This window comes from Burkholderia sp. PvR073 (assembly GCF_054055695.1).
Window position 1 is genome coordinate 349559 of the sequence record NZ_JBSRXO010000003.1, and the last position, 22408, is coordinate 371966.

The 22408-nt window shown below is 65.0% G+C and carries 20 protein-coding genes; 9 read left to right on the forward strand and 11 right to left on the reverse strand.

Going from position 1 to position 22408, the window contains the following annotated elements; genetic code table 11:
- Positions 1-20 precede the first annotated feature (20 nt).
- The 7 genes from ACVK00_RS13335 to ACVK00_RS13365 all read left to right on the forward strand — a co-directional run bounded on the left by ACVK00_RS13335 (position 21) and on the right by ACVK00_RS13365 (position 8735).
- Positions 21-1136 carry a polyamine ABC transporter substrate-binding protein gene (locus ACVK00_RS13335; protein WP_228906034.1) on the forward strand — a complete coding sequence of 372 codons (1116 nt, stop codon included), beginning with the start codon at positions 21-23 and terminating at the stop codon, positions 1134-1136.
- A gap of 191 nt (positions 1137-1327) precedes the next feature.
- Positions 1328-2482, forward strand: coding sequence for an ABC transporter ATP-binding protein (locus tag ACVK00_RS13340; protein WP_354122875.1), 1155 nt, complete (start codon positions 1328-1330; stop codon positions 2480-2482).
- A 10-nt stretch (positions 2483-2492) separates the two neighbouring features.
- A complete protein-coding gene (locus ACVK00_RS13345; protein WP_284893198.1) occupies positions 2493-3479 on the forward strand; it encodes an ABC transporter permease subunit in 987 nt (328 codons plus the stop codon).
- Positions 3476-4315: an ABC transporter permease subunit gene (locus tag ACVK00_RS13350; RefSeq protein WP_354122876.1), complete on the forward strand. Its 840-nt coding sequence runs from the start codon at positions 3476-3478 to the stop codon at positions 4313-4315. Before ACVK00_RS13345 ends, ACVK00_RS13350 begins: the two co-directional genes overlap by 4 nt.
- Positions 4316-4416: 101 nt before the next feature.
- On the forward strand, positions 4417-5991 hold the full coding sequence (locus ACVK00_RS13355) for a DUF3138 family protein (RefSeq protein ID WP_228906039.1): 1575 nt from the start codon (positions 4417-4419) through the stop codon (positions 5989-5991).
- 112 nt (positions 5992-6103) lie between these two features.
- Positions 6104-7408 (forward strand): NAD(P)/FAD-dependent oxidoreductase, encoded by a 1305-nt coding sequence (locus ACVK00_RS13360; protein ID WP_284893068.1) that lies wholly within the window; start codon positions 6104-6106, stop codon positions 7406-7408.
- Positions 7409-7433: 25 nt separating this feature from the next.
- Positions 7434-8735: an NAD(P)/FAD-dependent oxidoreductase gene (locus ACVK00_RS13365; protein WP_284893066.1), complete on the forward strand. Its 1302-nt coding sequence runs from the start codon at positions 7434-7436 to the stop codon at positions 8733-8735.
- Positions 8736-8998: 263 nt separating this feature from the next.
- Here ACVK00_RS13365 and gor read toward each other — a convergent pair whose 3' ends face one another.
- The 4 genes from gor to ACVK00_RS13385 all read right to left on the reverse strand — a co-directional run bounded on the left by gor (position 8999) and on the right by ACVK00_RS13385 (position 13293).
- Complete coding sequence (gene gor / locus ACVK00_RS13370; RefSeq protein WP_284893064.1) at positions 8999-10354, reverse strand: glutathione-disulfide reductase; 1356 nt, start codon at positions 10352-10354, stop codon at positions 8999-9001.
- A gap of 244 nt (positions 10355-10598) precedes the next feature.
- A complete protein-coding gene (locus ACVK00_RS13375) occupies positions 10599-10823 on the reverse strand; it encodes a hypothetical protein (RefSeq protein WP_121861342.1) in 225 nt (74 codons plus the stop codon).
- Positions 10824-11199: 376 nt separating this feature from the next.
- On the reverse strand, positions 11200-12321 hold the full coding sequence (locus ACVK00_RS13380) for a porin (RefSeq protein WP_175710655.1): 1122 nt from the start codon (positions 12319-12321) through the stop codon (positions 11200-11202).
- Positions 12322-12495: 174 nt separating this feature from the next.
- The gene (locus ACVK00_RS13385; RefSeq protein WP_284893058.1) at positions 12496-13293 is read right to left on the reverse strand and encodes a YoaK family protein; all 798 of its coding nucleotides are present in this window, start codon (positions 13291-13293) and stop codon (positions 12496-12498) included.
- 278 nt (positions 13294-13571) lie between these two features.
- Between ACVK00_RS13385 and ACVK00_RS13390 the strand changes: the two genes are divergently transcribed.
- Positions 13572-13913, forward strand: coding sequence for a hypothetical protein (locus ACVK00_RS13390; RefSeq protein WP_284893056.1), 342 nt, complete (start codon positions 13572-13574; stop codon positions 13911-13913).
- A gap of 48 nt (positions 13914-13961) precedes the next feature.
- Here the strand turns inward: ACVK00_RS13390 and ACVK00_RS13395 are convergent, their stop codons facing one another.
- The gene (locus ACVK00_RS13395) at positions 13962-14489 is read right to left on the reverse strand and encodes a chromate transporter (protein ID WP_228906052.1); all 528 of its coding nucleotides are present in this window, start codon (positions 14487-14489) and stop codon (positions 13962-13964) included.
- Positions 14486-15100: a chromate transporter gene (locus tag ACVK00_RS13400; protein WP_228906053.1), complete on the reverse strand. Its 615-nt coding sequence runs from the start codon at positions 15098-15100 to the stop codon at positions 14486-14488. The genes ACVK00_RS13395 and ACVK00_RS13400 overlap by 4 nt, the downstream gene beginning before the upstream one ends.
- Before the next feature lie 96 nt (positions 15101-15196).
- Here ACVK00_RS13400 and ACVK00_RS13405 point away from each other — a divergent pair, with 96 nt between their 5' ends.
- Positions 15197-16081 carry a transcriptional regulator GcvA gene (locus tag ACVK00_RS13405; protein ID WP_228906054.1) on the forward strand — a complete coding sequence of 295 codons (885 nt, stop codon included), beginning with the start codon at positions 15197-15199 and terminating at the stop codon, positions 16079-16081.
- A gap of 82 nt (positions 16082-16163) precedes the next feature.
- Here ACVK00_RS13405 and tssF read toward each other — a convergent pair whose 3' ends face one another.
- Genes tssF through ACVK00_RS13430 form a run of 5 tightly spaced genes read right to left on the reverse strand, consistent with a single transcriptional unit; the run spans position 16164 to position 22400 of the window.
- Positions 16164-18041: a type VI secretion system baseplate subunit TssF gene (gene tssF, locus ACVK00_RS13410; RefSeq protein WP_284893052.1), complete on the reverse strand. Its 1878-nt coding sequence runs from the start codon at positions 18039-18041 to the stop codon at positions 16164-16166.
- Between the two features lie 4 nt (positions 18042-18045).
- Positions 18046-18411 carry a hypothetical protein gene (locus ACVK00_RS13415; RefSeq protein WP_284893050.1) on the reverse strand — a complete coding sequence of 122 codons (366 nt, stop codon included), beginning with the start codon at positions 18409-18411 and terminating at the stop codon, positions 18046-18048.
- Positions 18412-18444: 33 nt separating this feature from the next.
- Complete coding sequence (locus ACVK00_RS13420) at positions 18445-18705, reverse strand: PAAR domain-containing protein (protein ID WP_175736266.1); 261 nt, start codon at positions 18703-18705, stop codon at positions 18445-18447.
- Positions 18706-18720: 15 nt separating this feature from the next.
- Entirely contained in the window at positions 18721-19773 is a 1053-nt protein-coding gene (locus tag ACVK00_RS13425; protein WP_284893046.1) for a DUF6708 domain-containing protein, read from the reverse strand.
- A 17-nt stretch (positions 19774-19790) separates the two neighbouring features.
- The gene (locus ACVK00_RS13430; protein WP_284893044.1) at positions 19791-22400 is read right to left on the reverse strand and encodes a T6SS effector BTH_I2691 family protein; all 2610 of its coding nucleotides are present in this window, start codon (positions 22398-22400) and stop codon (positions 19791-19793) included.
- Positions 22401-22408: the final 8 nt, after the last annotated feature.

Here is a 22408-nt window from a genome sequence, read left to right on the forward strand (position 1 = left end):
TCATCCAGGGGAATTCCACCATGCGTTCCAGCTTTCTTCGCCAAGCCTGTTCCGTTGCCGCCCTTGCCGCGGCGGCCGCGTTCACGTCGGTCGCCAGCCCGTCGGCGCATGCCGATGAGCTGAACATCTACAACTGGTCCGACTACATCGCCCCCGACACGATCCCGAACTTCCAGAAACAGACGGGCATCCACGTCAAGTACGACAACTACGACAGCGATGACACGCTGCAGGCAAAGCTGCTGGCGGGCAGCTCGGGCTACGACATCGTCGTGCCGACGTCGAACTACATGGCCAAGCAGATCCAGGCCGGCGTGTACCAGAAGCTCGACAAGTCGAAGCTGCCCAACCTCGCGAACCTCGACCCGCTGCTGATGAAGATGATCGCCGATGCCGACCCGGGCAACCAGTACGGCGTGCCCTGGGCCTACGGCACGGACGGCATCGGCTACAACGCGCAGGCGGTGAAGAAGGCGCTCGGCGACAAGGCGCCGGTCGACAGCTGGGCACTGGTGTTCGACCCAGCCAACATGGAGAAGCTGAAGAGCTGCGGCGTGTCGTTCCTCGACCAGGCCGTCGACGTGTTCGCCGCCACGCTGCAATACATGGGCAAGGATCCGAACAGCAAGAATCCCGGCGATTACCAGGCTGCCTTCGAAGTCCTGAAGAAAGTCCGCCCGTACATCACCCAGTTCAATTCGTCCGGCTACATCAACGACCTCGCGAACAACGACGTGTGCGTCGCGCTCGGCTGGTCGGGCGACATCGGCATCGCGCACCGCCGCTCGGCGGAGGCGAAGCGCTCGTACGACATCAAGTTCGCGAACCCGAAGGAAGGCGGCCTGCTCTGGTTCGACGTGATGGTGATCCCGAAGGATGCACCGCACCCCGAGGCCGCGATGAAGTGGATCAACTACGTGTCCGACGCGAAGGTCAACGCGGCGATCACCAACACGGTGTTCTACCCGACCGCGAACAAGGCCGCGCACCCGTTCGTCACGCCGGCCGTCGCGCAGGACCCGACCGTCTATCCGCCGGAAGACGTGCTCAAGAAGATGGTGCTGATGAAGCCGATGCCGTCCGACATCCTGCGCCTCGAGAACCGTCTCTGGGCGCAGCTGAAGACGGGCCACTGACCGCGTCCCGTCACGGCGGCGCAGGCATCGGCTGAACGCCTGCCCGCCCGGGATCCGCGGACTTTTTCGTCTGCCCGCGCGCACCGCGCGCCCTGTTCCATCCGGCACGAGCCGTTGTCCGCGAGTCGCGTTGCGCGCCTCGCGCGGGGACGCTCGCGCCAGCAATCCGTGAAGAACGAATGGTGACTCCCATGCAATCGATACCCTCTTCCGCTGCCGTACGCCAGACTCAACCGGCCGCCGCGGCCCGCTCGAAGAACGACGCGTTCGTGCGCATCGAAAACGTCGTGAAGAAGTTCGGCGACAGCACCGCCGTCGACAACGTGAACCTGACGATCGCGAAGAACGAGCTGTTCGCGCTGCTCGGCAGCTCGGGCTGCGGCAAGTCGACACTGTTGCGCATGCTCGCCGGGCTGGAGACGGCCACCTCCGGCAAGATCCTCGTCGACGGTGAAGACCTCGCGTCGCTGCCGCCGTACCGCCGCCCGGTGAACATGATGTTCCAGTCGTACGCGCTGTTCCCGCACATGTCGGTCGAGTCGAACGTCGCGTTCGGGCTGAAGCAGGAAGGCACGCCGAAGAACGAGATCAAGGAACGCGTGGCCGACGCGCTCGCGCTCGTGCAGATGAGCAAGTACGCGAAGCGCAAGCCGCACCAGCTGTCCGGCGGCCAGCAGCAGCGCGTCGCGCTGGCCCGCTCGCTCGTCAAGCGCCCGAAGCTGCTGCTGCTCGACGAACCGATGTCCGCGCTCGACAAGAAGATCCGCCAGAAGACCCAGCTCGAACTCGTGAACATCATCGAGAAGGTCGACGTGACCTGCGTGATGGTCACGCACGACCAGGAAGAGGCGATGACGATGGCGAGCCGCCTCGCGGTGATGAGCGAAGGCAAGATCGTGCAGATCGGCACGCCCGGCGAAGTGTACGAATACCCGAACAGCCGCTTCTCGGCCGAATTCATCGGCTCGACGAACCTGTTCGAAGGGCGCGTGGTCGAGGACGAGCCCGATCACATCTTCGTCGAGAGCGACGACCTCGAGGCGCGCATGTACGTGAGCCACGGCGTGACCGGGCCGCTGGGGATGCCCGTCGGCATCTCGGTGCGGCCCGAGCGCGTGTATGTGTCGCGCGACAAACCCGGCTCGCATCACAACTGGGCGCGCGGCGTCGTGACCGACATCGCGTACATGGGCAGCTACTCGCTGTATCACGTGCGTTTGCCGAGCGGCAAGACGGTCGTGTCGAACCTGTCGAGCTCGCACCTGCTGCATGACGGTGCGCCGTCGTGGAACGACGACGTGTTCGTGTCGTGGTCGCCGGCCAGCGGCGTCGTGCTGACGCAGTGAGGACGACATGATGAGAACTTCCGCTTCCACTCCGTCCGCGCCGGTTTCCACCGGTGCAGCCGCCGCGACATCGGCTTCGAAGCGCCGCGGCCGCTTCGCCGCGCTGTCGCGCTTCCTGCCGTCGGGCCGCAACGTCGCGATCGGCGTGCCGTTCCTGTGGCTCACGATCTTCTTCGCGCTCCCGTTCGTGCTGGTGTTCAAGATCAGCTTCGCCGACCAGGTGATGGGGATCCCGCCGTACACGTCCCTCGTGGCGTTCAAGGACGGCGTCGTGCACTTCGCGCTGCAGCTGTCGCACTACGCGTTCCTGCTGCAGGACGACCTGTACATCGCGACCTATCTCAGCTCGCTGAAGATGGCCGCCGTGTCGACGGTGCTGTGCCTGCTGATCGGTTACCCGATGGCGTACTACATCGCCCGTGCCGAACCGAGCCGGCGCAACGTGCTGATGATGGCCGTGATGCTGCCGTTCTGGACGTCGTTCCTGATCCGCGTGTACGCATGGATCGGCATCCTGAAGGACGACGGCCTGCTCAATCACACGCTGATCGCGCTGGGCATCATCCACACGCCGCTGCGCCTTTATCACAGCGACGCCGGTGTCTACATCGGGATGGTCTATTCGTACCTGCCGTTCATGATCATGCCGCTCTATGCGCACCTCGTGAAGATGGACCTCACGCTGCTCGAGGCCGCGTACGACCTCGGCGCGAAGCCGTGGGTCGCGTTCACGCGCATCACGCTGCCGCTGTCGAAGAACGGGATCATCGCCGGCAGCCTGCTGGTGTTCATTCCGGCGGTGGGCGAGTACGTGATTCCGGAACTGCTCGGCGGCGCCGACACGCTGATGATCGGCCGCGTGATGTGGGATGAGTTCTTCAACAACATGGACTGGCCGATGGCGTCCGCGGTGACGGTCGCGATGGTGCTGCTGTTGCTGGTGCCGATGGCGCTGTTCCAGTACTACCAGGTCAAGGAACTGGAGGGAGCGAAATGATCAAGCCGAACAAACCGCTGTCGACGGGCGTTCTCGCCTTCGGCTTCCTGTTTCTGTACATCCCGATCATCAGCCTGGTCGTGTACTCGTTCAACGAGTCGAAGCTGGTGACGGTGTGGTCGGGCTTCTCGCTGAAGTGGTACGCGGCGCTTCTGGAAGACGACGAGCTGCTCACCGCCGCGTGGCTGTCGCTGAAGATCGGCCTGCTGACGGCCACCGCGTCGGTCGTGATCGGCACGTGGGCGGGCTTCGTGCTCGCGCGCTTCGGCCGTTTCAAGGGCTTCACGCTGTACACCGGGATGATCAACGCGCCGCTGGTGATTCCGGAAGTGATCCAGGGGATCTCGCTGCTGTTGCTGTTCGTTGCGCTGGAGCAGATGTTCGGCTGGCCGAAGGGGCGCGGGATGGTGACGATCTGGATCGGTCACCTGATGCTGTGCGTGTCGTACGTGGCGATCATCGTGCAGTCGCGCGTGAAGGAGATGAACAAGTCGCTGGAAGAAGCGGCGCTGGATCTGGGCGCGACGCCGCTGAAGGTGTTCTTCGTGGTGACGCTGCCGCTGATCTCGCAGGCGCTGCTGTCCGGCTGGCTGCTGTCGTTCACGCTGTCGATCGACGACCTGGTGCTGTCGGCGTTCCTGTCGGGGCCGGGCTCGACGACGCTGCCGCTGGTGGTGTTCTCGCGCGTGCGGCTCGGTCTGAATCCCGAGATGAACGCACTGGCAACGCTGTTCATCACCGCAGTGACGATCGGCGTGATCGTCGTGAACCAGATGATGATCGCGCGCGAACGGCGTCGGGTGGCCGACCTGAAGGCGGCGTTCGCGGCGGCCTGACGCCCCTCCTCCCCATCCATCGATAACAAGACCTGCGCGCCGCGCGTTTGCGGCGCGCACCGAAACGCAGATTGACAGGCACACGACAAGGAGAATCCGCAATGAAGAAGAAACTGATCTGCCTGCTGGTAGCCGGCGCGTTGCCGGGCATCGCGCTGGCTGACTCGACCTCCGCCGAAATCAAGGCATTACAGGCGCAGGTGGCCGCGTTGCAGAAGCAGATGAAGGCCATGCAGGCGCAGCTCGCCGGGAAGCCGGGCGGCGCACCCGTCGCGCAGGCCGGCGCGACGGCCGCGTCCAGGCCGGTCATCGTGGCCGCCGATCCGGCCTCGCCGGACTATGGCCGTGCCCAGGCCGCGCTGACCAACGACGAAGTCAGCGAAATGAAGCAGCAGATCGCCAACCAGCAGCTGAAGGTCGACTCGCTGACGGACGCGGCCAGCACCGGGCCGCTCGCGGGCCTGTCGGTGACGGGCTACATCGACCCGACCTACATCTACAATCGCGCGGCCGGCACGTCGTCGTTCCTGTTCGCGAACCACGAGAACGCGTACAACTACTTCAACAGCACGTTCGGCGACCTGTACCTCGACATCAAGAAGACCTTCGGCGTCGGCCCGATGGCGCCGTCGGCCGAGATCACGCTGATGCCGAACCGCGGCAACGGCATCACGCTGCTGCAGAACTCGCGCGGCTCGATCACCGACAACCTGCTCAACACCGCGGTCATCAACGTGCCGATCACCGCGTCGACCACGCTCGTCGCCGGCCTGATCCCGAGCTTCGGCGGCTACGAGGTGCAGCAGTCGAACCAGATGCTCACGCTCACGCACAACCTGCTGTACGACTTCTCCGATCCGGGCAGCTACGTCGGTGCGGGCGCGAACTACACGAAGGGCAACTGGGCATGGAAGTTCTTCGTCGGCAACGAGCAGTACCGCACGTACGGCTCGGTCACGCAGACGGGCACCAACGCGCTCGGCGACCCGATCACGACCAGCAACAAGGTGCCGACCTTCACCGCGCGCGCCGACTACACGTGGTCGAGCGCACTCGACATCGGCGGGTCGATCAACATCGGCCGGCAGACGCTGGCGAGCGCGATCGATTCGGACGGCAACGTCCACTACGGCCCGGGCGGCGCCGCGCCGAGCGCGTACGGCACGTTCTTCTTCGGCGAAGTCGACGCGACCTACACGCTGGCCGATATCCAGTACAACGCCGAGCTCGACTACGGCCAGCAGCAGCATGCCGCGTACAACGGCGGGCTCGCGCAGTGGTACGGCCTGTCGCTGCTCGCGCACCGCAAGTTCAACGCACCGGTGGTCGGCCGCATGGGCGTGACGCTGCGCTACGATGCGCTCGTGAACCGCAAGAACGGCGGCGGCGGCGGCGGCATCGCGCTGAACGGCAACGGGATGGATCCGTCCAACGGCTTCGGTGTCGATGCGGACTGCCTCGCGACGTCGAAGGCGAACGGCGGCCTGGGCTTCGACTGCAAGGGCGCCATCCGCCAGGACGTCGCGCTCGACCTGCTGTTCTATCCGACCCAGCAGATCACCGTGAAGGTCGAATACCGGCACGACTGGGCGAACAACAAGGTGTTCCTGCGCAACGATGGTTCGTACGGCAAGTCCAACGACCTGCTCGCGACGCAGTTCATCTATTCGTTCTGACGCTGGACGCGCGGGACGCCGTGCCGCACGCATGGCGTCCCGCGCCGTTTCACCCGGCCGGACCGCGGTGCGTCGCGCACCGGCGCCGGCCGTCTTCGAGGGAGTCGGTTTGATGACGCAGTCTTTCACCCGCCGCGCCGATGCGCTCGCGCGCGACTCGTACTACGAAGCGACCGCCCCGCGGCCGATGGTCGATCACCCGGTGCTGGAGGATACGATCGACGTCGACGTGTGCGTAATCGGCGCGGGTTTCGCGGGCCTGTCGACGGCGCTCGATTGCCGCGCGCGCGGGCTGTCGGTCGCCGTGCTCGACGCGCACCGGCCCGGCTGGGGCGCGTCGGGTCGCAACGGCGGCCAGGCGATCACGGGTTTCGCGAAAGACGAGGTGATCGAGCGGCAGCTCGGCGCCGCCGGGGCACGCGCCGCATGGTCGCTGTCGCTCGACGGCGTCGCGCTGATCGCCGACCGGATCGCACACCACGGAATCGACTGCGACTTCACGCGCGGCTACCTGACGGTCGCGACGAAGCCGCGCCGCATCGACGACCTGCGCGCCTGGATGGACGCCGCGCGCTCGCGCTGGGGCCATCCGTCGCTGTCGTGGCTCGACACCGGCGAGATCCGCGCGCGCATCGCGTCGTCCCGCTATCTGGCGGGCGTCTACGATCCGCTGTCGGGTCACCTGCATCCGCTCAAGTATTGCCTCGGCCTCGCCGATGCCGCACGCCGCGAAGGCGTCGCGCTCCATGCGCATACGCCCGCGCTCGAAGTCGTGCGCGGTGCGCGACCGGTCGTGCGCACGCCGTCGGGCGAGGTGCGCTGCCGCTTCGTCGTGTCGTGCTGCAACGCGGGCCCCGGCGGCATCCTGCCGGCCGCGACCGCCGCACGCATCGCGCCGATCGCGTCGACCATCATCGCGACCGAACCGCTCGGCCGCGCACGCGCCGACGCGCTGATCGCGCAACGCGAAGCCGTGTGCGACAACAACTTCTTCCTCGACTACTTCCGGCTGTCGGCCGACCACCGGATGCTGTTCGGCGGCCGCGCGAATTCCACGGGCGCATCGCCCGCCACGCTGGCCGAAACGATCCGGCGGCGCATGGTCGGCGTGTTCCCGCAGCTCGCCGACGTGCGCGTCGATCACGCGTGGGGCGGCTTCGTCGACGTGACGCGCAACCGCGCGCCGGACTTCGGCGCGCTCGATCCGAACTTCTTCTACGTCCAGGGCTTCAGCGGACACGGCGTCGCGCTGACCGGCATCGCCGGGCGCACGATCGCCGGCGCGATCGCGGGCGACACGCGCGCGTTCGACCTGTTCGCCCAGCTGCGCCACCGGCGCTTTCCCGGCGGCGACGCGTGGCGGCAGCCCGCACTCGAACTCGGGATGCTGTACCACCGCGTGCGCGAGCTGTTCTGAGCCTCCTTTCTCCGTTCTCCTGACCATGCAGACATTCGCCAACCAGCCGCACGTCGCGTCGTACTACGCGGCGACCGTCAACGATACGACCCGCCATGCGCCGCTCGCCGGCGCGACCGACGCCGACGTGTGCGTGATCGGCGCGGGCCTCACCGGTTTGTCCGCCGCGCTCAACCTCGCCGAGCGCGGCCATTCGGTGACCGTGCTCGAGGCGTCGCGGGTCGGATGGGCGGCGAGCGGACGCAACGGCGGCCAGCTGATCGGCGGCTTCGCGTGCGGCATCGATACGTTCGGCAACTTCATGCCGGAAGGCGACGTGAAGCGGATCTGGGACATGGGGCTCGAAACGCTGTCGCTCGTGAAGTCGCGCATCGCGCAGCACGACATCGACTGCGCGCTCGTGCCCGGCTACCTGACCGCCGCGAACACCGAGCGCGACGCCGATGCGCTGAAGCGCTGGCGCGACGAGGCCGCGAAGCGCTTCGGCTACGACCGCTTCCATTTCGTCGAAGCGGACGAACTCGGCGACTACGTGCAGTCGGCGCGCTATCGCGGCGGCCTGTACGACCCCGACAGCGGTCACCTGCATCCGCTGAACTACACGCTCGGGCTCGCGCGCGCGGCCGCCGACGCCGGCGTGCGGATCCACGAGGACAGCTGCGTGACGCGCGTGCGCGACGTCGCGGGCGGTCATGTCGTCGAAACGGACCAGGGGCACGTGCACGCACGCTTCGTCGTGCTCGCATGCAACACCTACGTCGGCACGCTCGCGCCCGCGCTGTCGAAAAAGATCATGCCGGTCGGCACCTACGTGATCGCGACCGAGCCGCTCGGCGAGGCGCGCGCCGCCGCGCTGATGCCCGCGCGCGCGGCGATCTGCGACAGCCGCTTCGTGCTCGACTATTTCCGGCCGGCGCCCGACACGCGGCTCGTGTGGGGCGGCAAGGTCAGCTATTCGACGCGGCCGCCGCGCAATCTCGCCGACGCGATGCGCGCGGACATGCTGAAGACATTCCCGCAACTCGCGGACGTGAAGGTCGACTACGCATGGGGCGGCTTCGTCGACATCACGATGAACCGTGCGCCGCACTTCGGGCGTGTCGCGCCGACGCTGTATTTCGCGCAGGGTTTCTCGGGGCACGGCGTGAACACGACCGCGCTCGCGGGCAAGCTGATCGCCGAGACGATCGACGGCCAGGCGAGCCGCTTCGACCTGTTCGGCAGGATCCGGCATCGCGACTTCCCCGGCGGCGCGACGCTGCGCACGCCGGCGCTGGTGCTCGCGATGAGCTGGTACCGGCTGCTCGATGCGCTTGGCGTGCATTGAGCGTCATCCCGCGGCGATGCGGCGCAAGCGTTGAACGCCGCCGCACGCCGATGCAAAACGAAAACGGCCGCGCAACGAGCGCGGCCGTTCGATCGAATCGCATCACGTCGGCATGATGGCGGCGCGACGGGCGAACACGGTGCCCGTGCGCTGCGGCCGACATGCTCGGTCTGTCGCGTACTTCAGCGCATGCGGACCGTACGGCAGCGCGTGATACGCGACGCGCAAGCGAAGCCGGCGCCGACAACACGCGCCGGTTGCCGCTAGTCGGCCACCTTCTGCCGCAGCGTCACGAACTCCTCGGCCGCGGTCGGGTGAATGCCGATCGTGTCGTCGAACTGCGCCTTCGTCGCGCCCGCGCGAATCGCGATCGCGATGCCCTGGATGATCTCGCCCGCGTCACGGCCGACCATGTGCGCGCCGACCACGCGCTGGCTGTCGCGCGCGACCACGAGCTTCATCAGCGTGCGCTCGTCGCGGCCCGACAGCGTGTGGCGCAGCGCCTTGAACGACGTGCGATAGATGTCGAGCTCGCCGTACACGGCGCGCGCATGCGCCTCGGTCAGGCCAACCGTCGCGACCTCGGGCTGGCTGAACACCGCGGACGGCACCCATTCGTGATCGGTCGCGGCGCGGCGCCCGCCGAACAGCGTCGCCGCGAGCAGCGCGCCGTCGCGCGTCGCGACCGGCGTGAGCTGCGGCCGCGACGTCACGTCGCCGATCGCATGGATCGACTCGACCGACGTCGCCGAATACGCATCGACTGCGATCGCGCCGCGCGCGTCGAGCAGCACGCCCGCGCGCTCGAGCCCGAGCCCCTCGACGTTCGGCACGCGGCCGGTCGCATAGAGCACCGCGTCGTACGGCCCGTGCTGCGCATCGCCGACCCGCACGCTGAGCGTGCCGTCGTCCGCGCGCACGATCGATTCGACCACCGCGCGCGCATGGATCGCGACGCCCTGCTTGGTCATTTCGTCGGTCAGGAATTGACGCACATCGTCGTCGAAGCCGCGCAGGATCTTCTCACCGCGATAGAACAGGTCGACATGGCTGCCGAAGCCGTTGAAGATGCCCGCGAACTCGACCGCGATATAGCCGCCGCCGACCACCGCGATGCGCTCGGGCAGCTTCGCGAGCGACAACGCCTCGCGCGACGTGATCGCGTGCTCGATGCCGGGCCGCGGCGGCAGCGACGGGCGCGAGCCGGTCGCGATCGCGATGTGGCGCGCGCGAATCGTGCGATCGCCGATCGCGACGGTATGCGCGTCGACGAGCGTCGCGCGCCCCGCGTGCATCTCGACGCCGGACTGTTGCAGCAGGTTGATGTAGATGTCGCTGAGCCGGTTGATCTCGCGATCCTTCGCGGCGATCAGCGCGGGCCAGTCGAGCGTGCCGGCGCCGAAGGTCCAGCCGAAGCCCTTCGCGTCCTCGAGCTCGTGCGGATAGTGCGACGCGTAGACGAGCAGCTTCTTCGGGATGCAGCCGCGCAGCACGCAGGTGCCGCCGATCTGCTCCTCTTCCGCTATCCCGACGCGCGCGCCGTATGACGCCGACATCCGGGCGAGCCTCACGCCGCCGGAGCCGGCCCCGATGACGAACAGGTCGTAGTCGAATTCCATCGCAAGCCCTCATCGCAGTTCGGATGACGGCACGATAGCAAGATTCCGGCATTCGTGCGGGACGTGGCGCCGCGGCGCGCGCGCCCCATAAAAAACGGCGAGAGACGTCGCCTCTCGCCGGTCAAACCAGCTGCCGGGTGTGCCATGCGTCACCGATCGACCACATGCCCGACCTGCCGGTCGCGCGGCGCCGGTCCGCCCGGGCGCGCGAACGGCGCACCCGCGGCGGGACCCGCCGCCATGCTCAGGCCTGCGACGTGTCGCTGCCGTCCGTCGCCTGCGTATCGTCTGCCTGCTGGGGCTGCTCCTCCTTCTTCTCGAGCATGCCTTCGATCGCCTCGGCGCCCTTGAAGCCGGCGACGGCCGCTGCCGCCTTGGTCAGCAGGCCTGCATCCGGATCGAGCTTCTCCGCTGCCTCGACGGCCGCCACGGCGCCAGCAATTTCACCCACGGTGTTCAGGATACCCATCGTCATCCCCTTTCAAGAAAATCGTGAGCGCATCGTCCCACGAAAAAAACCGGCAGACCGTGTTTGTCATCACCGGATACACAAATTACGCACCAGGCCGGCCGCACGCGAAAACGCGCACCGGAACGACGCCCGCGCGTGCGGCGCGGCGCACGGCGGACCCTGCACGCAGCGTAGCGGAAACGCTTCGCGCGCACTGTCAAAGTATGTTCCGGATTGCCGACGGAACCCTTACGGGCGAGTCGTTTCCGATGGAGCGGTCGCTGAATGGCCGTGCGCGTGCAGGACGCTCGCATGACGAAAAAAAAGAGGCTCCCGCGGGAGCCTCTTCGATGCGCGCCGGGCCGGGGCCCGCGCGTGCGTTTTCCGACTTTCGTCAGAAGATATTGCGCAGGCCGATCGCGATGCCGGTCTGGTTGCTGCGACCCGGCAGCTCGACGTTCGCCGCGCCGTTCGTCTTGTTGAAGTCGACGGTGCCGTAGACTTCCGTGCGCTTGCTCAGCGCGTATTCGGCGATGCCGACGATCGCGTAGCGGTTGCCGCTCGCGAGCGTGCCGTTCGTGGTCATCGCGTTGCGCATGTGGTCGTAGTAGAACGCGCCCGTCAGCGTCAGCGGCGTGCTGACCTGCCAGCTCACGCCCGCGAACGGACCGTCGTCGATCCGGCCCGTGCCCTTCGCGACCGGGATCGACTGCTGCGCGAGCAGGCTGTCGACGAAACCGGTGTCGTCCTTCGAGCGCAGGTAGCCCGCATAGACCTTCGCCTTGCTGAACGCGTACACGACGTTCGCGTGGTAGATCGTCTGCTTGCGCGCGGAGTTGTCGCTGTTCTGCTGCGCGCCGGCCGCGATGCTGAGCGGCCCCGCCACGTACGACAGCGACACGCCCCATGCATTGCCCTTGCCGAGCGAGCCCGGGATCTGGCCCGAGAAGCCGCCGGCGCCGGTCGATTCGTAGTTCGTGCCCGTCGAGTACATCGCCTTCGCGGTCAGACCCGCGAACTTGCCCGTGTACTTGATCTGGTTGTCCGCATACAGGCCGCCACCCAGCGCGACCGGCAGCCATGCGTTTTCGAGGTAGTTGCCGACCGTCAGCGGATCGTAGGTGTCCGCCAGCAGGTCGAACAACGGGGTCTTCTGGCGGCCGAGGGTCACCGTGCCGTACGGGCTCTGCAGGCCGACGTATGCTGCGCGGTTGAACAGGCGACCGCTGTCGGCGAATCCGCCGTTCTGCAGGTTGACGCCGCTTTCGAGGTTGAACACGGCCTTCAGGCCGCCGCCGAGATCTTCCGTGCCGTAGATGCCGAAGCGGCTGTTCGTGATCGCGCCGTTGGCCATCGACAGCAGGCCGTCGTTCTTCGCGTTTGCGTTGGTCAGGTAACGGATGCTGGCGTCGGCGACGCCCCACAGCGTGACCGAGCTTTGTGCTGCTGCGTACTGGCTGGCGAAGGCCAGCGCCGCGCCCCCTGCGATGACTGCGAGTCGGGTGGTCTGCTTCATGAGCTTGCCCTTTTTGTAGGTGTCTCCATTCATGGCCGGCCGCGCGCGCGGCCGGGTGGCGATCGCGGAACGCTCATGGCGTGCGCGATGTGGGCTGAATCATAAGACCAGTGCGCGCGCTGAAAGAAATTGAAAAGCGTGGCAACGCGCGATTTTGTCGCCCGGGCGCAACGTTTAACGCGCGGGGTTTGCCTCTCGTGGCGTGCCGCCGTCGGGATTGCTGCCATTGCTGCCGTTGCTGACGTTGCTGCCATCGCGGCCATTGCTGCCGGTACTGCCAGCACCGCCGTCACCACCACCGCCCGCGCGCCGCCGCGCCCGCCGCACGATCTCCGCGAACGCACCGACGAGCAGCAGCACCGCGCCCCACAGCGCGACATCGGGCACGAGCCGCGTCACGAGGCCGCCGATCACCGCCCCGGCCAGGAAACAGAAGCTGATCGTCGCGAGCAGCGCCGAGTCGTGCAGCGCGAGCACGTCGTAGCGCGGAATCAGCCCGACGAACAGCTTCTGCGCGGCGCGCCGCAGGTTGCCGGTCGTCATCACCGACGTGTACGACAGTTCCTCGAGATGGGTGAACGACAGCGTCTGCAGCGTCGCGACGAACGAGATGCCGGGAATCAGCCACGCGCTCGACGCGCCGACGAGCCCGCTCGCGGCGAGGCCGAGAAACGCGATCTCGACGATCAGGCTCACGAACGCGGTGTGGCGCATCCAGCCGCGCTGCGCGGCGAGGCCGAACAGGTGCGCGACGAATACCGCGACCACGAAGCCGCCGAGCGGCGGCACGTGATGCAGCGCCTCCGCCCATTCGCCGGCCGAGACGTTGATGCCGAGCAGCGCGACGTTGCCGGTCATCGTGTTCGCGAACACGTGGCCGTGACCGACGTACGTGTACGCGTCGAGGTAGCCGCCGGACAGCGTGAGCAGCGCGGCGACGGTGAGGTTGCGGCTGGCGCCGTCGAGATCCATCGATCCTCCCGTGTGACGCGCCGCCCGGCCGCACGAAGCGAGGCGGGCGGCGCCTGATTCATCGGTTCCGGCCGGTGCCGGACGGCGCGGCTCCCGCGCGGCCGCGCCAATATAATTGGTCGGCGTCGGGCGCGCGCATGCTGCGCATGCCGCTCATCGCGCATGTCGGTGCCGAAAGACCGCCGAGTATACCGGCCACCTTCGCCAGCTACCTTCGCCGCCTCCCGCGCTCCGCTTCACCCCGACCCGCTACCCCTGTCGACACGCCGCCGCATGCCATGACACCCGCGAAGTTCTTCCTGCGCTACACCGTGATCCCGTTCTTCGCGATCGTGCTGGTGGCCGTCTGGGCGTTCAATCGCGAATCGGGCGAAGTCGATGCGCGCCAGTATGCGGCGCTGGTGGCGGCCTATCCGTCGTTCACGCCGAAGCTGAAGCACGAGGTGGCCGACGCGATGCGCGGCAGCGGCAGGCTCGGCAAGGCCGACTACGACGCGATCATGCGCGACGCGCTCGACGCCGGTTACGTGGTGGACTGGCCGGCCGCGACGGACGACGTCGGCGGCGAGCGCGGCCGGCTGCTCGGCCTCGTGAACAGCGACCGGCCGGCGTCGCCGTAGCGTTCGGTCACGCCCGGCATCGGTCGGCCACCGCCGACCGGCTCCCGCTCACTGACCGATGCCGGTGAGGCCGATCAGCGCGCCGGCCGCGAGCAGCCACAGCGGGTGGATGCGCGTGCGCCACGCGAGCACCGCGCATGCGGCGGTGATGCCCCACTGGATCGCGGTGCGGTTCGACGCTTCCGAGATCAGCACCGCGCTGGCCGCGACGAGCCCGGCCGTGACCGGCAACAGCCCCTGCTGCACGTAGCGGCGCCACGGGCGGTCGCGAAAGCGCTCCCACGCATGCAGTGCGAGCACCGTGACGATCGAGGACGGCCCGAACTTCGCGATCGACGCGACCAGCAGCCCGGCCCAGCCGGCCACGTGCCAGCCGACCAGCGACACGATCATCATGTTCGGCCCGGGTGCGGCCTGCGCGAGCGCGAACAGCGCGGTGAACTCGTGCGCGCTCATCCAGTGATGGACGTCGACCACCTGCCGCTGCATCTCCGGCAGGATCGTGTTGCCGCCGCCGAATGCGAGCAGCGACAGCTGGCTGAAGATCGTCGCGATCGCGATCAGCGTGTCGTTCATGACCGGCCTCCGTCGCGGGCGGCGGTGCGTTGCGATGCCGGCGTATCGCGGCGCCGCGACGCGAGCCAGATGCTGACGGGCGTCAGCACCAGCATCGTGGTCAGCAGCGGAAGGCGCAGCACCGCGATCGCGACGAACGCGAGCGCCGCGATGCCTGCCGCCGTGCGCGGCGCGTGTCGCAGCGGCTTCGCGACCTTCACGGCCATCGCGACGAGCAGGCCCGCGGCCGCGGCCGCGAGCCCGCCGAACAGGTGCTGCACGCGCGGATCGCCCTGCGTCTTCGCATACAGCACGCCGAGTGCGACGACGACGAGCGTCGGCCCCGCGATCAGCCCGAGAATGCCGGCGAACGCGCCCGCGACGCCGCGAAAGCGCATGCCGACGGCGACCGACAGGTTGATCACGTTGCCGCCCGGCAGGAACTGACACAGGCCGAGCAGATCGGTGAATTCGTCCGCGGACAGCCATTTGCGCTCGTCGACGATCGTGCGCCGCGCGAACGGCAGCGCGCCGCCGAACGACATCAGGCCGAGCGACAGGAAGCCGGTGAACAGCTCGGCGAGGCCGACCCGGCGCGAGGGCACGGCGGGCGGCGGGGAAACGGATTGCATGGGGCTCCTCATCAAACTGTGCCCCGAGATTACCGCCGTTCAGCATGCCGGCAAAACGATTTTATCGACGCGCCCTTGTGATCTAAAATCACAAGCATGGCACGCGATCTCCCGCCCTTTTCCGCGCTTCGGGCCTTTGAAGCAGCGGCACGACACGAAAGCTTCAGCGCCGCCGGCGACGAGCTGCATGTGACTCACGGTGCCATCAGCCGGCAGATCGCCGGGTTCGAGGCGTGGCTCGGCAAGCCGGTGTTCCATCGCTACGGCAAGCGCGTGAGGCTCACCGACGAAGGCCGCCGCTATCTGGACACCGTGCGCGCCGCGTTCGACAGCATCGCGCTCGCCACCGAGCAGCTGCGCAATACCGGCGCCGCACGCGTGCTGCGGATCAATGCGCTGCCCACCTTCGCGATGAAATGGCTGCTGCCGCGCCTGTCGCGGTTCCAGCGCGACGTGCCGAACGTCGAGCTGAAGCTGTCCACGTCGAACGCGCCGCTCGACGCGCTCGACGGCTTCGACGTCGCGATCCGCCGCGGCCCCGGCCACTGGCCGAACTGCACGAGCGGCCACTTCCTCGACGAAAGCGTGATTCCGGTCTGCAGCCCCGCGCTGCTCAAGCGCGCGCCGATTACCCGCGCGGACGATCTCGCCCGGCACGTGCTGCTGCATTCGGATACGCGGCCGGAAGGCTGGCGCGACTGGTTCGCGGCGGCCGGCGTGACGCCGAAGGGGCGCAAGCGGCAGTCGTTCGACCACTTCTATCTGGCGCTGCAGGCGGCCGTCGACGGGCTGGGCGTCGCGCTCGGGCCGCTGCCGCTGATCGACGACGAACTCGCGAGCGGGCGCCTGGTGATGCCGCTCGACGGGCCGCGCATCGCGACGCGCAGCTACTGGTGGATCGCGCCGCGCGCGCCGGCCGACGATCCGCTCGTCGCGCAGTTCTGCGCGTGGCTCGCAGCGCAGTCGAATGTGAAAGCCTGACGCATCGCGCTCCCGACACCTGATCGAAACGGCCGCGATGCGCCGTCCTCTCGCGTGTGTCGACAGTCAAGCCGGGCCGCGATCAAATCAGCGGCTGCACTCCCGGCGTAGCGGCGCCTCGCGTCAGTTCCTGGCCGGTTCGCGCCGAACAGACCAACAGCTGAACATAGCTGTTCATCGGCCCGTACTGCGCAAAGAACCGTTCGAGCAGTTTCGTGAACACGACCAGGCTGACTTCGCGCGTTGCCGTCTCGTCAAACGATAGCGTGATTTCGATGCCACGGACGAACGACGGAAACTGACTATCGAGCGGCATCCATTTGATCGCAGGCTTGTAGTTGAGATCGGTGATCGCGTCGATGCAGCGCTGCGCGAGCGGCGTCGTGCGTACCGCGTGGAGCCGCAAGAATGCCTTCAGGCCCGACAGCCCGTCGCGCGTCAGGTCCAGCGGATGCGGCGACAACGTCGACAGCACGCGCCACAATGCGCCGGAGCCACGCGGCAACTCGGCCGTCAACGTCGGCCGAGTGATCAATTGAATCGGGCAATCCAGCGTCTTGTTCTCGAGCAGCAAATCGCCCACCGGATTGCCGATCGGCAAACGCGCCGGCAGGTCGCGATTCGTCACCGTCGTCATCACATCGATTTGCGGTAGGTTCGGCCTGGCTGACCGTCCGTCCAGTCCGACCAGAGACAGCATCATGCGTTGACGGCCGGGCGATCCAGGATCGCGATCGCGAAACGCTACCCAATAGACCGCCGTCGGGTCAGGGTGGGGACCGTGACTGAGTGCCTGATAAGGCCGCACCAGGATTCTGGGGCGATCGATTTCGAGCGGCACGTCATCGTCTTTATGATTTTTCTTGGACAGCTCGCCAAGATAGACCGCATCGATCGAATACACGCTCAGCGGCGAATGTTTCGCCAGTCGCATGGGCTGGACCGGATAGGCCTCCTCCCCCTTCAGCACAATGGGCTGGGCCGGCTGCGAGAAGAGATTCACGACGGGCGTGCAAAACAGCTTGAACGCCGTTGCGTCGACCGACGCGAGCGCCAGCGCGGCGACGGAGTCGACAGGCGTATCACGCAATACGACATGCAAGGTGAGTTCCCGAGCATCGGGAGCGCTTGCAGCTCGCCGCACGCGCCCCAGATCGAGATCGACGAAATCGAACAGCTCCGGAAACGCGAAGTATTCCAACAGGTAACGATAGGTGGTCGCAGTCCGGCTCGTGGTTCGGCTATCCGGCAACAAGCGTTCGTCGTCGGAGAAACCGACCGGTTCGAACGGCACCTTCGACATGGCCCGCCAGCGCCCACATCGATCGACCTCAACGTACGCGGCAGCCGCGCGCAACAGCAAAGCGTCCAGCAGCGACGAGACGAACGGCCGCTCGCCGGCAAGGTAGACCCGTATGGGACCGTCCGGTATGGCCGCCGTGAGCGGACCATCAGCCGACGTGAAGCTGATCGACAGCACGCCGGTTGCATCTGCCGGCAATCTCACGGCTGACGGTGCCATCGTCGTCGGCGCATACCGCGCGGATCGGATTTGCAACGGCGAGATGATCACATCGTACGTCGACTGGAATCGCACGGGGGCCGTGCGCGCATTCAGTGCCATGCCACGCGGCACGACGACCGGCTCCGTCAGTTGACCGACGATCGCTCGTGGTTCGAATCGGGCAATCGCGCACGACGGCACGGTTCGCAGATAGTGCGGGTGGACAACCTCAAGCAGCGCCTCGGTGAACTCTGGATAGTCGTCGGCCAGCTTCGAATCGAGGTGCGCAGCAAGAAACGAAAAGGTCTGAATCAGACGCGTCACATGCGGATCGTCGGTTCGGCCGCTCTGGATGCCGAGCCGAGCCGCGATCTTCGGGTACCGGATAGCGAAATCGCCCAGCGCCCGTGCGAACAACCCAAGTTCGTATTCGTAATGCAACAGCAGGTGATCCATGCAGCTACCACCCCACTCGATCGGGACGCACGAGCGTTGGACCGACGAAGATCAGTTTGCGCCATGCCGCTTGTGGGCCGTATGGCTGCATCCGGAAGGGCGGCCGCCGCCAATGTCCGCTCACTTCACGCTGCGCGCTGTCCGATGGAGCCGATCCGGCCTCCTCGGCGTCGAGATTCGCGGGGCCGACAACATGGTAGCGAACCGGACCAGGCAAGCGTGCGAGCTTCGGATCGGTGACGGCGTCGCCCGAGCGCATCAGCGCAGTAACGAGTCGCTGCCGAATGTCGGCACGCAGTGCTTGGCGTTGGGCGTCGGAAATCAACACGGAGTTGCGCGGCAATGCATCGATCAACACTGTTTTTACCATCCGATCCGTCGACTCCCTCGTACGCAATACCGTTTACTCAAGCGATGAAATCAATCGCGCGCCGCACTCTGTCAGATCGTCGTGAAAGGCGACCGGCGTACCGTGATGGTTGCGGGTACTGTTTTGCGGAATGATCCGGAACTGACCGCCGCACTTCGGACATTCCGTCAGGTGATCTTTCAGGGCGACCGGGACACCCAGCGCCGTCAAATCGTCGCTCGCGGTAATCACTTCGCCACCGTGAGTCGTCTTATCGTGCAGGCGAATCACGCCGCGTCCGTTTTCGTCTTTCATCGCGCTCCTCGCCTCTCATATGTCCGCGGTTGGATTGTCGAGCCATGCCTCTGCGTACGCCATGCCGTCGGCTCGACTTGTCCAGTTCTCGACTTGCGCCCTGGGATTGTCCGGATACTCACCGCGCTGCTGTGCCAACACGGTGTCCCCCCAACCGACCGGCGTGCCTACGCGAGGTTCGGCGTATGGATCGTCCGAAGCGACCACCGATATATCCCGGATGGACTCCGGCCAGATCGGATCACGGCACGTTGCATTCGCCAACATCCGCAACGCCGTGAAGATCAAGATCATCGGCATCATCAACAGACGGATGAAAACCGGCGCACGCATCCCGAAGCTGTAGAGCGAAAACAGAAATGCCTCGCGCGGTGTTTCATGTTGCGTATGAAACAACATCGGCTTAGGCAGGCCATTCGGGCCAGTATCCATGTACTTGCACCAGTAGTTCCACTGGGCAAGTGCCATCTTGACCTGAATCTTGCCACTCCATTCCCGTCCGATAGAGAACACTTGCGTGACGTTGCGTTGTTCGTCGACCGTGTAGTGCCGAATGTGATAAACCGTACCGAACGGACTGTCTTCGCGATGCAGGCAAAAAATCGAATCGTCGGTCCAGGGAGCCTCCCATACCACGTCCCCCTCGCCTTGCTTCGCGGAAAAACGTCGTGTCCGGATTGCATACAATTTTCGCGATTCACGGTGGAATCGGATCGGGCGATATCGAAGGCCGAAAAATAGGCCGCGGCCTGATTGCCAGACGATTAAGCCAAAAAAAATAGAAATGAGTGCAGCAACGATATTTCCTATCAATCCCCCGGCGTACGGATACTTTATATTCGTCAACCAATAAATGTATGGCCCAATTCCTATGGCACAGAAGGCTACCGCAACACCAGTCATGAACCATTGCTTTTCCAAAAGCGAAGGTTCGATCACATCCATAAACGTAGAGTTGATGCTGAAGATTGATCCGAAATCCTGAATATCAGGACCGGCCGGCCGATTTATCGACAAGCGATGCGCCAGATCCCACTCGGGAACCGGAAAACCAATGCATTTCTTCATCAAGCGCTCATCCATCATCAGCCCCCTATTGCCGAATTGAATGCCTTCAACTCGTCATCCAATGAGTAATAGTGCTCACCTTTACTGAATTTGCATCGAGATATCCATTCTTTAATTGCTGCCGCCTTGAAGTGAGCAATCACGAGACCAATGATGATCGCGACAACCAAAACAACCCAGAAAGGAGGGAGCCACGCAGCAACAACCGCCGGCAAGAACGAGAAGAACGGCGATAGCGATATGTAAATGCCGAGAGTGCCACTAGCAATGTACGCCCAACCCAATTTGGCCTCATGGTTGCCGAAAGCTTCGGGTGAATTTTTGAGGAGATCATATCCGGCGAGCACAATACCCGCGACGGCTCCAACTGCTCGTCCCACTCGCGAGCCTGTCTCGGCCCATCCTTCGGCGCCGGCCCATTGCTTCATCAGGTATGCCGATAGCGGATGAGTGGGAGCGGCCTTGACTGTTTCAGAGACGGATTCAACGATATTGCCGAGGATCGAGACGAGCGAGCCAGTAAGTTTCAGCAGGTTTTCGCCCTTGTTGAACTGATCGCTGCCGGCGTAATCTTTGTACGCAAAGGTGAGAGTAGCAAGCTGGAAAATCGCCGTGGCTACGCCTTGGTTGAATTTGGTGGGCGACGATGAGCCCAGCCATTTTCGAGTCGTTTCGACACCGGGCACCTTGATGACCTTGACATCACTCGCTTCAAGCGTACCCGCTTGTACCCACGCAGCGGTGTCGAGTTCGTACGCGAACACTGCCGGGTCCGATGGCGGAGCCGCTTTCATGACTTGTTTGCGAATATTGGCAGCAGCGGCCTGTTGGCTGAGTTGCCCGCTGTCCACCGGCAAACCGAGCGCCTCGCCCTGCTTGACGATCCAGTTCCGCATTTGCGCCGGTGTGATGTGTGCGGCCCTGATCGGGGCGCCAGCGTGCAGCGCAAGGCGAATGGTCACGAATCCGATCGCAGGGCCTTTGAAACCCTGTGCGAGAATTTTCACGAAGGTATTCGCGGTTGTGAAGACAAGGCGATCGATCAGGTTTGCCGCCTGATGCTTCTTTTGCAGTTCATCGAATGCATTCTTGTAAATATTCAGAATATTCTCGTACTGAATATCCGAGCCATGCACTTGCGCATCGGCGGCCTTGATGAGCTGCTCATGATTGAACATCAAAGCGCGTGCGTACAAGTTGCCCGTATCCGATGCACGACCGTTCAGCCAATCGTTCAGGACCTTCTGGCACTCGTCGGTCCCGGCTGCCGTGCCGATCGCCTGTGCGCATGATTCACTATAGGCGTATCCGCTGCGAATATCCTTCGGGTCATGGGTGCCGGCCATCCAGTCGGCGAGTAACCTCGATTTGAGCCAGCCGACATGCGCTTGCACAAGCGGTTGCCAGAAAGGCTTGAATGCATCGAGTTTGCGCGGGTACTCCTCATTGAGAAATTTGTCGCGCGCACTCATGTCGATGACGGTGACAGACTTGTCGTCCGCTCCCTTTTTGGTTGATGCTTCCTCCCAAGCTTCATCAGCCGCCTTTCGTTGCGCACTAGGAACATCCTGCGCCTGCCGGACGTCTTCATCGATGGCTTTTGACAAACTGCCCGTATTGAACCATCCCTTCACAACGCGATACATGCCCGAGAGGTCTGCGGTACCACCGCCCGCACCGGGGGCCATCGCCATCGGGTCGCTGTTGATCTGCGCGACCATCTCACTCGACGCGTAACTTGCCCTGGTTTCTTCTCGCGCGCTCAACCGAACACTCGCTTCAGCGCGCTCCAGCAATTGCGCGGAAATGAATTTCCAGTAAGTCTCGTTATCGAAACCGTTGTTGGTATTGGGTACCGTCAACTCGGCAAGGTCGTTGGTAATAGCGACTGGGTCGTTGACAGCAATGACGAAGCCCTTCTTGAGTGGCGATTCGGTCATAGCATTCTGGATGATCTTGGCTGCGTTCTTCCGACGCAGCGCAATCTCGTCCCTGGGTGCGCGATTGCTGAACCCGAATGCGTCCTTCATCGCCGCCGCGTCCATCACGAAGTGCGCAATATTTTTCTGGCTCGCCTGGAATTCACCGGTGTCGGTCGCGTTGCCGGCAACCATAGCTGGTACGTTGATGCATTGCATGTGCAACTTGCGCCACTTTTCGTCCTTGATCTTGTTATACACAAGATCCTTGGTCCACTGTACATTGGACCAGCCGATCCAGAAATTCCCCGCTTCATCACTACCGGGTGTGTGTTGAATGCTGACGCAACGACCGTACGAGCCAGCCCAATCCTTGCCCGACGGACAACTATTTTCGGCAAGGCGCTCTATAGTTTGTGCGGGGGGCGGAGTTATATCCGGCGCGAACTTGTAGAGGATCCCACCGTCGAGAACGATGTAAGCGAACAGTTGCTTTCTCTTCTCGTCGTAGGTGTACAGATAGCCTTGGCGCAACGCACGGAGTGTGTATTTGGCCGACCCGACAGATTGTGGTGCGCTAGCATCGATCTTGAAGTGACCGGATAGCGCGGGCGCTTTGGTCGCTCCCAGCGGGCATGCGATGGCGTATCGGACCGGGTAAATCAACAGCGACTCTCGGTCGCACATCGGACAACCTTTCCTAGTCATGGGTTAAT

Excerpts from the sequence above, each read along its gene's own strand:
- ACVK00_RS13430 (WP_284893044.1), bottom strand. The coding sequence starts at position 22,400 with ATGACTAGGAAAGGTTGTCCGATGTGCGACCGAGAGTCGCTGTTGATT.
- ACVK00_RS13425 (WP_284893046.1), bottom strand. The coding sequence starts at position 19,773 with ATGAAGAAATGCATTGGTTTTCCGGTTCCCGAGTGGGATCTGGCGCAT.
- ACVK00_RS13335 (WP_228906034.1), top strand. The coding sequence starts at position 21 with ATGCGTTCCAGCTTTCTTCGCCAAGCCTGTTCCGTTGCCGCCCTTGCC.
- ACVK00_RS13350 (WP_354122876.1), top strand. The coding sequence starts at position 3,476 with ATGATCAAGCCGAACAAACCGCTGTCGACGGGCGTTCTCGCCTTCGGC.
- ACVK00_RS13400 (WP_228906053.1), bottom strand. The coding sequence starts at position 15,100 with ATGCAATCCGTTTCCCCGCCGCCCGCCGTGCCCTCGCGCCGGGTCGGC.
- ACVK00_RS13340 (WP_354122875.1), top strand. The coding sequence starts at position 1,328 with ATGCAATCGATACCCTCTTCCGCTGCCGTACGCCAGACTCAACCGGCC.
- ACVK00_RS13375 (WP_121861342.1), bottom strand. The coding sequence starts at position 10,823 with ATGGGTATCCTGAACACCGTGGGTGAAATTGCTGGCGCCGTGGCGGCC.
- ACVK00_RS13420 (WP_175736266.1), bottom strand. The coding sequence starts at position 18,705 with ATGAAAGACGAAAACGGACGCGGCGTGATTCGCCTGCACGATAAGACG.
- ACVK00_RS13365 (WP_284893066.1), top strand. The coding sequence starts at position 7,434 with ATGCAGACATTCGCCAACCAGCCGCACGTCGCGTCGTACTACGCGGCG.
- ACVK00_RS13390 (WP_284893056.1), top strand. The coding sequence starts at position 13,572 with ATGACACCCGCGAAGTTCTTCCTGCGCTACACCGTGATCCCGTTCTTC.
- ACVK00_RS13415 (WP_284893050.1), bottom strand. The coding sequence starts at position 18,411 with ATGGTAAAAACAGTGTTGATCGATGCATTGCCGCGCAACTCCGTGTTG.
- tssF (WP_284893052.1), bottom strand. The coding sequence starts at position 18,041 with ATGGATCACCTGCTGTTGCATTACGAATACGAACTTGGGTTGTTCGCA.
- ACVK00_RS13360 (WP_284893068.1), top strand. The coding sequence starts at position 6,104 with ATGACGCAGTCTTTCACCCGCCGCGCCGATGCGCTCGCGCGCGACTCG.
- ACVK00_RS13345 (WP_284893198.1), top strand. The coding sequence starts at position 2,493 with ATGAGAACTTCCGCTTCCACTCCGTCCGCGCCGGTTTCCACCGGTGCA.
- ACVK00_RS13380 (WP_175710655.1), bottom strand. The coding sequence starts at position 12,321 with ATGAAGCAGACCACCCGACTCGCAGTCATCGCAGGGGGCGCGGCGCTG.
- ACVK00_RS13355 (WP_228906039.1), top strand. The coding sequence starts at position 4,417 with ATGAAGAAGAAACTGATCTGCCTGCTGGTAGCCGGCGCGTTGCCGGGC.
- ACVK00_RS13385 (WP_284893058.1), bottom strand. The coding sequence starts at position 13,293 with ATGGATCTCGACGGCGCCAGCCGCAACCTCACCGTCGCCGCGCTGCTC.
- ACVK00_RS13405 (WP_228906054.1), top strand. The coding sequence starts at position 15,197 with ATGGCACGCGATCTCCCGCCCTTTTCCGCGCTTCGGGCCTTTGAAGCA.
- ACVK00_RS13395 (WP_228906052.1), bottom strand. The coding sequence starts at position 14,489 with ATGAACGACACGCTGATCGCGATCGCGACGATCTTCAGCCAGCTGTCG.
- gor (WP_284893064.1), bottom strand. The coding sequence starts at position 10,354 with ATGGAATTCGACTACGACCTGTTCGTCATCGGGGCCGGCTCCGGCGGC.